Origin of the sequence: Cohnella sp. 56 (genome assembly GCF_037963805.1) — a bacterium.
Taxonomy (GTDB): Bacteria; Bacillota; Bacilli; order Paenibacillales; family Paenibacillaceae; genus Cohnella.
The window spans coordinates 260,849-272,317 of record NZ_JAZDQE010000006.1 but is presented as its reverse complement, the minus strand read 5'-3'; the positions used below and the strand labels follow the sequence as shown (position 1 = coordinate 272,317).

The window sequence follows — 11,469 nt, the reverse complement described above, 5'->3', positions numbered from 1 at the left end:
TCCCGTGTTGCTAGTTAGAAGTTTAGTCTATATGATATAGATCAGACTGCGTATCGACACGCGCTAACTATCACAAAGAACGGGATGGGATCATTTGAGTATAGAAGAAGTGAAGACTGAACTGCCTCCCAATTATGAAGCGTTAAAGGTATCCGCGAATCGAACGTCCAATTGGAGAGAACGTCTGAACGCTGTGGAGGAGTTAGGCCGGTGGAACAATCCTAAAACCATCGACGTGCTCAAGCACAGGCTGAATAATGACACGGTATATCAAGTTCAAGAGGCTGCGTACCACAAGCTCAAGCAATTCGGCGAAGACGTTCAACTGCCGGCAAGGAAAAAAGGCGACTTGATTAAAGGCGTTACAAAAATTTTGGTAAGAATTAAGAAAAGCTTGCCGGCAGGTCATTCCTTTGAAGAGTTCAAAGAGAAATTGAAAAAAATGCGACTCGATATTTATGATGCCTACGAAGGTGAAAGAGGTTCCGACTTTGATAAGTGGCTTGAAAATGTGTGGACTTCGTTATAGCTGATCGCGCTGGACGGGAACTGCACTACGACGAACCCGGCGCGCTCGCCCAAGCTGTCAAAGCCGAAATATGGCGGGTCTAGGGGGGCGTCGAATTGCTTGGGCGAAGCAATCCAATCCAACAAGTCCTTTTATCCAATTCCGGATCGATCCGGAGAAGGACCTCTTCGCCGTGCTCATGACTAATCTGGCCAACGCGGGCGGCTCCGATGCCGAAGCCTCCCGCGAATTCGAGAGCGCGGTGATGAGAGCCGTGTTGTAGCGGGTTCGCGGATGTCGAGCGTTCCGGCGGCGGAGAGGAAATCCGGCTATGAAGTGAAAAGAAGTCGAATTAGGCAAACGGGACGAAGCAGAGGAATTCTCTGCTTCGTCCCGTTTGCGTTGCTGGGGGGCCGAGCGGCAAACCTTTACACTACCTTTACATGAAAGAGCTTACAATATGATTGTGAATCCAGCGTGAACGGAGGACGTCTGCGTGGCGACGATATTGTTTAATCAGGTGGGCAAGGTGTACGGCAAAGATAAAGAGCCGGTCGTCAGCGGGTTTAATCTGGAGGTCAAGGACCAGGAGTTTCTCGTGTTCGTCGGGCCGTCGGGCTGCGGCAAGTCGACCGTGCTGCGGATGCTGGCGGGACTTGAGAGCATCACGGAGGGCGAGATTTATATCGGCAGCAAAAAGGTGAACCACATCCCGCCGCGCGATCGCGATATCTCGATGGTTTTTCAAAACTATGCGCTCTACCCGAATATGACGGTGTACGAAAATATCGCCTTCGGACTCCGGCTGCGCAAGGAGCCGAAGCATGAGATCGACACGGCGGTCAAGCGGGCGGCCCGGGTGCTGGAGATCGAGAATTATTTGTACCGCAAGCCGCGGGAGCTGTCCGGCGGTCAGCGGCAGCGGGTCGCGCTGGGGCGCGCGATCGTGCGCACGCCGCAGGCGTTTCTGATGGACGAGCCGCTGTCCAACCTGGACGCCAAGCTGCGGGTGCAGATGCGTGCCGAGATCATCCGGCTGCAAAAAAGTCTGGGCGTCACCACGATCTATGTCACGCACGATCAGATCGAGGCGATGACGATGGGCGACCGGATCGTCATTCTGAACCGGGGCTTGATCCAGCAGGCCGGTACGCCCGAGGAGGTGTACAACGATCCCGACAATTTGTTCGTCGCCGGTTTTATCGGCTCGCCGCCGATCAATCTGATCGAGGGCCGCGTCGAGGAGCTGGACGGCGGACTCCGCTTTCGGACGAACCGGGTCGATTGGCCGCTGTCTCCCGCGCTCGCCGATATCGTGCGGACGCATCGGCTCGTCGACCGCTCGCTCGTGCTGGCGGTGCGGCCTGAAAATGTGTATATGCCGGAGGAGCATGCGCAGGAGGCCGGCGCCGGGATCGACGCAGTGATGGAGTTCGACGAATTTTACGGCTCGGACCGGTATGCCCATGTGCGGGTCGATCAAAAGCACCGAATGACGGTTCGCATGTCGCCGTCCAGCCGATTCGAGAGCGGGGCGCCGCTGCGGATTCGGCTGAACGAAGCTAAAGTGATGTTTTTCGCCGCCGGAACGGGCGTCCGGCTGCGCTGAGTCGAGGGGGCCAATATGAAAAAGTGGATAATCGCGATCGTCGCGGTGCTGCTGCTGGGGCTGATCCTGTGGACAGCGCTCGGACGAGGGCAGGCCGGCGGCAGTGGAGCCGGAGCTGCTGCGGGTTCGGCGCAGGAGCCGTCCAAATCCCGGCCGGCCGCGCAGGCGGCGGACACCGGCAACCAGCGGCTGGAGCCGTATCAATATGAACGGCTGGCGGCATGGCACGAGCAAGGGATTCCTGCAGCGGCGGCGGACATCGTTGTGGAGGGAACGGATATTCGCGGGCAATCCCCGGATGCGGGCGTCGTCGCGGGCGAATACGAAGGCCGGAAGCCAGTCGCGCTATGGCGCGCAGAGCAGGGTTGGGTCGAGTATGAGGTCGATGCGCCGGCTTCGGGCTTGTATGAAATGAAGCTGACCTATCTGCCGATGTCCAAGGCGGACGGCGGCGGGACCGGGGCCGTGCAGTTCGGCGTGCGTATGAACGGCAGCTATCCGTTTCGCGAGGCGCGGTCCGTGCTGTTCCCGCGCTCCTTTGCGGACGAGTGGCCGCTCGCCCTGGATCGCGAGGGCAATGAGATCCGGCCGCAGACGCGCGAGACGAGCGGTTGGCACGAAAAAGCGTTCGAGGATTCGGAGGGCGCCTACGGCACGCCGCTGGTCTGGCAGCTCGAGCGAGGGAAAAACGTCATCCGCCTCGAAAAGCTGGACGAGCCGGTCGCGATCGCTTCGCTGCGGCTCGTGCCGCAGACGGAAATACCCGCCTATGCGAAGGTCAGTCAAGCTTACCCGCAGTCCCGGCCCGCACAGGCCGGGGACAAGGCAAGCAAGGAAAGCAAGGAAAATATCGTTCAGCTCGAAGCCGAGCAAACCTCGTCCAAGAGCGACACCTCGATCCAGATCAACGATACGCGCGAGCCGAACCTGACGCCGCTGTCCTACGACAGCATCGTCTACAACACGGTCGGCGGGCTGCGCTGGTATCGGGGGGAGCAGACGCTCTCATGGGAGTTCGAGGCGCCTGCCGACGGACGGTATCAGATCGGATTCGCCGCCTATCAGGGCTTCAACAAAAATATGACCGTCTTTCGCACACTCAGCATCGACGGAAAGCTGCCTTTTCGGGAGGTGGCGTCGATTCCGTTCCGCTACTCGTCGGGCTGGCAGGAAACGACGGCCGGCGGCGCGGGAGGGGCCTATGATTTTTATTTGACGCAGGGCAAGCATACGCTGTCGCTTGCGGTCAATTTTGCCCCTTACCTGCCCCTGATCGTGCAGATGGACCGGATGTCGGAGGAGATCGACCGGCTGACCTCGGAGCTGAGAGCGGCGGCGGGCGGCAATCCCGATCCGAACCGGATTTGGGACATCGAGAAGGAGCTGCCGGGCGTCACCGCGACGCTGACCGAGCTGCAGGCGCAGTTTGCGCAGCTAAGCCGCGATATGGTGCGCATCAACGGCGCCCGCAACGAGATATCGGGCGCGCTGTCGTCGGCCGCCGAGGATCTGGCGGGTATGCTGCGCAAGCCGAATAAAATTCCGGCCAAGCAGCTTCAGATCGGGTTACTCGGGGAGAGCGTCGAGACGCAGAAGGCCCGGCTGACCGAAGCGCCGCTGGAGCTGGACAAAATTTTTATCGTCCCGTCCGGCACGGCGATGCCCACTGTGAAGGGTACCTTTCTGCAAAAGGTCGGCAGCTCCTTCAAAAAGCTCGTATATTCGTTCGATGAGCGCGGGAATGCGGATGTCCGTAACGACCAGACGCTGAACGTATGGATGATGTGGAGCCGGGACTACGCGCAGGAGCTGCAGCGGCTGGCGGACGAGCAGTTCACGCCGACCTCCGGCATCAAGGTCAAGATCAACATCATATCGGATGCCAACACCTTGATCATGGCGAATTCAACCGGCAATACGCCCGATGTGGCGCTTGGCATCCCGCGCGATACGCCGTACGATCTGGCACTGCGGGGCGCTGCCGAGGATCTGTCGGTCTTGCCCGGAGGCGAAGCGTTTTTCCAGAAATTCCACCCGGGCGCGCTCCTTCCCTACTATTATAATGGAGGCTATTACGGCCTGCCGGAGACGACCAATCTGAAGGTGCTGTTCTACCGCAAGGATATATTGGACGAGCTCGGACTGAAGGTGCCGAATACATGGGACGACGTGTACGATATGCTGCCGACGCTCATGCGGGAAAATTACAGCTTTTATCTCGATCCGAACGATTACTCGCCCTTCTACTTTCAGCATGGAACCGAGCTGTACACGCCTGACGGGATGAAGACGGCGCTCGATTCGCCGCAGTCGTTCGCCGCCTTCGCGCAATGGACGGACATGTTCAAGGTGTACGGACTCGAGCCCAAGGTGCAGAGCTTCTACAATCAGTTCCGCAGCGGCTATATGCCGATCGGGGTGTCAGATCTGAATACGTATATCCAGCTGCTGGTCGCCGCGCCGGAGCTGAGGAGCGTATGGGCCATCGCGCCGGTGCCCGGCACGAAGCAGGCCGACGGCAAGATCGTGCGCTGGAGCGGCGGCAATGCGCTACCGGTATCGTCCGCGATGATGATGAAGGGCTTGCCTGCCGAAAAGCGGGACCATGCCTGGGCGTTTCTGCAATGGTATATGTCGGACGATACGCAGACGGAGTTCGGTCTCGATCTGGAGTCGTACTTCGGCGAGCAGCTCAGATGGAACTCGGGCAATGTGGCGGCCTTCGCCCGGATGCCGTGGAAAAAGGACGATCTGGCCGTCATTCTCGATCAGTGGCAATGGATCAAGATGATTCCGAATGTGCCGGGCGGATATATGACGTCCCGCGAGCTGACCAACTCGTGGATTCGGGCGGTCGTGGACGGCGACGACAGCCGCCCCGCGCTTGAAAAAGGAATTCGGGAAATCAGCCGGGAGCTGGCGCGCAAGCAGGAGGAATTCGGTCTTGCGGACAAGCAGGCAGGCGCCGGCGAGCTGAGGCCATTGCCGCAGGTGACGGAGCCGTGGACGGGGGTGAAGCGGTATGTCCGCTAGATTGCGCAGCTTGGGCAGACAGATATGGAAGTACAGGCTGTCCTACATATACGTAGCGCCGTTTTTTCTGCTGATGTTCGTGTTTACGTTTGTTCCGTTTTTATCGGCGCTGGGCTTAAGCTTCACCTATTACAATGCGATCGAGTCGCCCAAATGGGTCGGCTGGCTGAACTATCGCAATCTGTTTTCGCAGGACACGATTTTTATGGAGCATGTGCTGCCCAACACGTTCAAGTTCGCGCTGCTGGTCGGACCCGGCGGCTATGTGCTGGCGTTTCTGCTCGGCTGGGTCATCGCCCAACTGCCGCGCCGGTCGCGCGTCTGGTATGCGCTGGCGATCTATATGCCGTCGCTCACCTCGGGCGTCGCCATGATCGTCATCTGGCAGGTGCTGTTCACCGGGGATCGCACCGGCTACATCAATAGCTGGCTGCTGCGAATGGGCTGGATCGAGCAGCCGATCCAATTCGTGACCGACAAGCTGTACCTGCTCGACATCATGATCGCGGTGTCGATCTGGTCGAGCATGGGCGTCGGCTTCCTCGCGATTCTCGCCGGCATCCTGAACGTCGATCCGCAGCTCTATGAGGCGGGACGCATCGACGGCATCCGCAGCCGGCTGCAGGAGATATGGTACATCACGCTGCCCGTCATGAAGCCGCAGATGCTGTTCGCCGCGATCATGTCGATCGTCGGCACGCTGAAGGCCGGCGATATCGGCGTCCAGATCACCGGGCAGGTCAACGATACCGATCCGACGCCGGGCTATGCCGGACAACTGTTTTTTAACCATATCCGCGATTATGGCTTCGTGCGGTACGAGCTGGGCTACGCCTGCGCGCTGTCGGTCGTGCTGCTGCTGCTCATGGTGCTGCTGTCGCGGCTGTTCTGGGGCTTGCTCGGACCGAAGGAGGGAGACGCATGAGACTGCCCAGACGATGGCCCCGATGGCTCGGAAGGTCCGGCTCCGCCCGCTCGCTCGCCGGCCGTTCCGGCGATGCCTGGCGGAGCCTGCGCCGGATCGACGGCACGCAGTGGGCGCTGATGGCGGCGCTGCTGGCGCTGGCCGCCTTCATGATGCTGCCGATCGTGTATTTGTTTAATCAGGCGCTCAAGCCTTACCACGAGCTGTTTTTGTTCCCGCCGACATACTTTGCGAAAGATCCGACGCTGCTGAATTTTACGGATTTGCTGAACAGCACGAATCGGTCGTTTATCCCGTTTTCCCGGCTTGTGTTCAACACCGTGCTGGTCACGGTCGTGACGGCGGCGGGCATGATCGCGACCAGCGCCTTTTGCGCCTATGCGCTGTCCAAGCATCCTTTTCCGGGCAATAAGGCATTGTTTACGGTCGTGCTGCTGTCGCTGATGTTCGTGCCGGAGACGATGGAAATTCCGCGTTATATCGTCGTTCAATACCTGGGGATTATGAACACGTACTGGGCGCATATTTTGCCGGTCATCTCGCTGCCTGTAGGCGTGTTCCTGCTCAAGCAGTTCATCGACCAGGTGCCGGGAGAGTTGATCGAGGCGGCCAAGATCGACGGCGCGGGCGAGACCGGAACCTTCCTGCGCATCGTCGTGCCCGTCATCATGCCCGCGCTCGCCACAGTCGGCATCCTCGCGTTTCAGAACGTATGGGGCAACCTCGAGACCTCCAAATATTTCATGCAGGATGAAGCGATGAAGACGCTGACCTTCTTTTTAAGCACATTGACGCAAAATCTGGCGAACAGCGTGGCGATGCAGGGCGTGGCGGCCGCAGGCGCGCTGATCATCTTTTTGCCGCAACTGATCATCTTTATCTTTTTCCAGCGCAAAGTCATCGCTACCATGGCCCATTCGGGCATCAAGTGAGGAGAAGGCACATGGGTTCCGGCACTATTTTACGGAGAAGACGGATCGGCGCGGCGCTGCTCGCGCTGACGGTCGCGCTGCTGCTGGGCGCGTCCGCCGCCGCAGCCGCGGTTCCGTATCAGACCTACACGCTCGACCAGCGCGGCAGGCTGATCCATCTGCAGCCGGCCTATTATCCCGACGGCCTGCTCGGCGGGGACGCGGGTCTGAGCAAGCCGCAGGATCTGTTCGTCGCGCCGGGCGGCGATATGTATGTCGCGGACACGGGCAACAACCGGATCGTCCGCCTGGACGCCGCCGGCCGGACGCAGCAGGTCTACGACGTGCCGGACAGTCCGCTCAGCCAGCCGAGCGGCGTATTCGTCGCCGAGGACGGCCGCATCTACGTAGCCGACACGGGCAATCGCCGCATCGTCGTGCTGGATGCCGCGGGCAAGCTGGCCGCCCAGTTCGGACGGCCCGACTCGCGTCTGCTCCCGGCTTCGTACGTGTTCGAGCCGACGCATCTGGCGGTCGACCGCCGCGGATTTTTGTTTGTCGCCACCCGCGGCGGCTATCAGGGCTTGCTCGAGCTTGATCCGGAGGGACAGTTCCACGGCTTTTTCGGCGCCAACCGGGTGCAGGTGAGCCTGATGGAACTGGTGCGCCGGGCGGTCTATACCGAGGAGCAGCTGCAGCGGCGGGAGAAGCTGCTGCCCGTCAGCATTCAGAACCTGGCGCTGGACGCGCAGGGCTTCGTCTACACCGTATCGCATGACGGCGGGTCCGAGCAGGTCAAAAAGCTGAATATACGCGGCGACAACCAATGGGGCGGCCGCTCGTTCGGCGAGGCGCCGGCCGATCCGGGAGGGAAGAAAGGGGCGGGCGGTGCGGACAGTGCGGCCGGCGCGGGCGCGAATCTGGTCGACCTGACCGTCGACCACGGCGGCAATGTGACCGTGATCGACCGCAACCGGCATGTCGTCAGCCAGTACGATACGTCGGGCAGGCTGCTGTTCTACTGGTTCGGGACGGCCGATGTCGGCAACCCGCGGTTCGGCGTCGCGCAGAGTCCGTCGGCGATCGCCTCCGGTCCGAACGATGAGCTGCTCATACTGGACGACCAGTTGGGGCTTATCCAGCGGCTTAAGCCGACTGCATTCGGCCGCTCGATCTACGAGGCGATCGCGCTCGGCAAGGGCGGCAGCTACGATGAGAGCGAACGCGCCTGGCAAAATGTGCTCCAGATGAACGCCCACTTCACGCCGGCCTACGAGGGATTGGCGAAGTCGAGCATACAGAAGGAGCAGTACGGCCAGGCCGTGGATTATGCCAAGCTCGCGGGCAGCGCGTCCTTGTACTCGGATGCGTTCTGGCAGATTCGACTCCAGTGGTTTCAGGCGCATTTCTCCCTGATCGCCGACATGGTCATCCTGCTGGCGATACTGGCCTTCGCGCTGCCGCCCGTGCGCAGGCGACTGAAGGGCAGGCTGCCGATATCGTCCGGCTGGCGCGCAAGGCTTGAAGGCTGGAGGCGGCGGGGCCACGCCTTTTACCTGCTGCGGCATCCGATCGACGGGTTTACTGCGCTGCGCTATGAAGGCAAGGGCAGCTACGCGGCGGCGCTCGGCCTGCTGGTCGTGACCTGCGTCGCGCTGGCGCTCCGCAGCTACTACACCGGGTTTGCCTTCCATCCGGTCGGCCGCGGCGAGACGGAGCTCGGCTCGGTGCTGGCGCCCTTCCTGTGCATATGGCTGTCATGGGTCGTATGCCAGTACCTGATCGGCTCGATCAATCGCGGCGAGGCGCGGTTCAAGGATATTTTCGTCGGCAGCGCTTATGCGATGCTTCCGGTCACGGTCGCGGGCGTCCCGATCATCCTGCTGTCCAACGCGCTGACGCTCAGCGAGCATGCGATCTTCAGCTTTTTGACCACGGCGATGATCGTATGGACGGTGCTGCTGTTCTATTGGAAAGTCCAGTCGCTGCAAAATTACAGTGTAGGCGAGACGCTGCTCAGCATTTTGCTGACGCTGTTCGCGATGCTGCTGCTGTGGACGCTGCTGTTCATCGTGTTCGGACTGACGTCGGAGTATTTGCAATTCCTGTACGCCATCTATCGGGAGGTGACCATGTGACGGGCAAACAACGAAGGCGAGGACGGCTGTTGAAGGCCGCCGCAGCGGCATTAACCGTGCTGGGGTCCGTGCTGCTGGTGCTGCATCTGCGCCATGCGGCGTATGACGACGCCGCCGGACCGGCGGCCGTCGCGGCGGCGACGCCGCTGCCGTCCGGGGCTCCGCTGTCTCTGCGGTCCGACGGTCCCGTCGCACCGGACGCCGGCTGGACCGTGGCCGCCGAGACGGCGCGCCTGCGGCTTGCCGTCGATCCGCACAGCGGACATTTTCAGGTCACGGACAAGCGCTCGGGGCGAAGCTGGCTGTCCGCTCCCGACCCGGGCGGTTGGAGCGCGGACGGCTTGTCCCCGCAGTGGGCCGCGAATTTGCGCTCGCCGCTGATGATCCGCTATGTCGAATGGAGCCTGCGCAAGGACCAGACCGTGGAGACCAATCTGCTCTCCGCCCAGGGCGAGGTCGGCGATTTCCGGCTCGTCGACGGCGGCTTTCATATCGACTTTTTGTTCCCGCGCCTCGGCTTCTCGATCCCGGTCACGGTGTCGATCGAGGATGACGCCGTGCAGACCCGGATCGAGGAGCAAGGGCTGCTGGACGGCTCGTCCAATCTGGCGGCCGACGGCAGGCCCGCGCCGGCCAGACTGGCCTCGGTGCGCCTGTACCCGTTTTTCGGCGCGCAGGTGTCGGCGGAGGCGAACGGCGAGGAGGGCTACCTGCTCGTGCCCGACGGCCCCGGCGGCCTCATCCGCTTCAAGACGAAGCGCGAGGTGAAGTCGGGCCTGTACAGCCAGCCCATATACGGCGAGGACGCGGCGCTCGGCAGCGCGGCTGCGGTCTCAGCGGCCGCTGCGGACCGCAGTCCGGTCGCGATGCCGGTGTTCGGCCTCAAGAGCGGCAGCCTGGCCTATGTGGCCGAGATCCAGGACGGGGCCGAATACGCCAATATCGTCGCGGCGCCGTCCGGCACGTACAGCCCCTACAACTGGGCCGCGGCCGAGTTCCTCTACAGGCCGAAGTATTACCAGCCGACCAACACGCAGAAGACAGAGGGCTACTATGTGTACGGCGACCAGCGGCTGACGGGCGATCGCAGCGTGCGGTATTATCTGCTGCAGGACGCGGCGGCGACCTATTCGGGGATGGCCGCGCGCTATCGGCAGGCGCTGCGCGACAGGCAGTCGCTGCACGCGATCGCGGCGGACGAGCGGCCGCTGCCGCTGAATCTGAATCTGCTCGGCGGCGACCGGGAGAACGGCTTCATTGTAGACGGCTACCGCAAGCTGACGACGACCGAGCAGGCCAAGCGCATCGTCGGCGAGCTGCAATCGATGGGCGTGCAAAACATGTCGATCGTCTATAAGGGCTGGCAGAACGGCGGCTTCAGCAAGTACGGCAATCCGTTTCCCGTCAGCGACGAGCTGGGCGGAGACGAGGGGATGAGGGACCTGGCCGCCTATGCGCATGCCAGAGACTTCCCGCTGTATCTGGACGGCGGCATGCTCGCGCTGAACAATGCGAAGCGCTCGGGCTTCCGCGCCTCGCGGGACGGGCTGCGCACGATGGGCTCGACGGTCGCCGATTATAGCGAGCAGGGCAGGGACGCGACGATCGTCGGCATGAACTATATGCGCTCGTCCTTCGGCGGGCTGCTGAACAAGACGAACGCGCTCGGCGTGGACGGCCTGCGGTTCGGCTACGGGCTCGGGACCGGGCTGAACAGCGACTACGGCGGCAGCGCGCCCGTGACGCGGCAGCAAGCGCTGGCGATGCAGCGCGACCTGCTGACGGCGGCGCACAGCGAACTGGACGGGGCGCAGTCGGACGGCGGATATGCCTATGCGTGGCCGTATGCCGACTTTGTGGCCGATACGCCGCTGGATGGCTCCTACGATCTGATCGTCGACGAGACCGTACCCTTCATGCAGATCGTGCTGCACGGCTCGATCCGCTATGCCGCGCCGGATATGAATGCGATGGACGATCCCGAGACCGGCATGCTGAAGGGGATCGAATACGGCGCGGAGCCGTCGTTTACGATCAGCTATGCGGACTCCCGGGAACTGTTGCGCACGGTCGGACTGAAGGAAGTGTACAGCACCGGCTTTGCCGCCTGGTCCAATGAGATGGTCGTCCAGTATCAACGCTACAATGCCGCGCTGGCAGGCGTTCAGTCCAGTACGATCGTCGGCCACCGCAGCGTCGCGGACCGCGTGTACGAGACCGTCTACGACAACGGCACCCGCATCTGGGTCAACTATGGCGATACTGATTACCGCGGGGGCGAGATTGCGGTCGCCGGGCGCAGCTTCGCCGTGAAGGGAGGGACGGACAGTGTCAGCCCATAACAA

The 11,469-nt window shown here is 61.8% G+C and carries 7 protein-coding genes; all 7 read left to right on the top strand.

Going from position 1 to position 11,469, the window contains the following annotated elements; translation table 11 throughout:
- The first annotated feature begins 94 nt into the window (after positions 1–94).
- The 7 genes from VQ071_RS13570 (at position 95) to VQ071_RS13540 (ending at position 11,466) form a co-directional block, all read left to right on the top strand.
- On the top strand, positions 95–529 hold the full coding sequence (locus tag VQ071_RS13570; RefSeq protein WP_340514546.1) for a HEAT repeat domain-containing protein: 435 nt from the start codon (positions 95–97) through the stop codon (positions 527–529).
- A gap of 475 nt (positions 530–1,004) precedes the next feature.
- A complete protein-coding gene (locus tag VQ071_RS13565) occupies positions 1,005–2,117 on the top strand; it encodes an ABC transporter ATP-binding protein (protein ID WP_340514544.1) in 1,113 nt (370 codons plus the stop codon).
- A 15-nt stretch (positions 2,118–2,132) separates the two neighbouring features.
- Positions 2,133–5,150 carry an extracellular solute-binding protein gene (locus VQ071_RS13560; RefSeq protein ID WP_340514543.1) on the top strand — a complete coding sequence of 1,006 codons (3,018 nt, stop codon included), beginning with the start codon at positions 2,133–2,135 and terminating at the stop codon, positions 5,148–5,150.
- Positions 5,140–6,075: a carbohydrate ABC transporter permease gene (locus tag VQ071_RS13555; protein WP_340514542.1), complete on the top strand. Its 936-nt coding sequence runs from the start codon at positions 5,140–5,142 to the stop codon at positions 6,073–6,075. Before VQ071_RS13560 ends, VQ071_RS13555 begins: the two co-directional genes overlap by 11 nt.
- On the top strand, positions 6,072–7,007 hold the full coding sequence (locus VQ071_RS13550) for a carbohydrate ABC transporter permease (protein ID WP_340514541.1): 936 nt from the start codon (positions 6,072–6,074) through the stop codon (positions 7,005–7,007). Before VQ071_RS13555 ends, VQ071_RS13550 begins: the two co-directional genes overlap by 4 nt.
- An 11-nt stretch (positions 7,008–7,018) precedes the next feature.
- Positions 7,019–9,124 (top strand): YIP1 family protein, encoded by a 2,106-nt coding sequence (locus VQ071_RS13545; RefSeq protein WP_340514540.1) that lies wholly within the window; start codon positions 7,019–7,021, stop codon positions 9,122–9,124.
- Positions 9,121–11,466: a DUF5696 domain-containing protein gene (locus tag VQ071_RS13540; protein WP_340514539.1), complete on the top strand. Its 2,346-nt coding sequence runs from the start codon at positions 9,121–9,123 to the stop codon at positions 11,464–11,466. Before VQ071_RS13545 ends, VQ071_RS13540 begins: the two co-directional genes overlap by 4 nt.
- Positions 11,467–11,469: the final 3 nt, after the last annotated feature.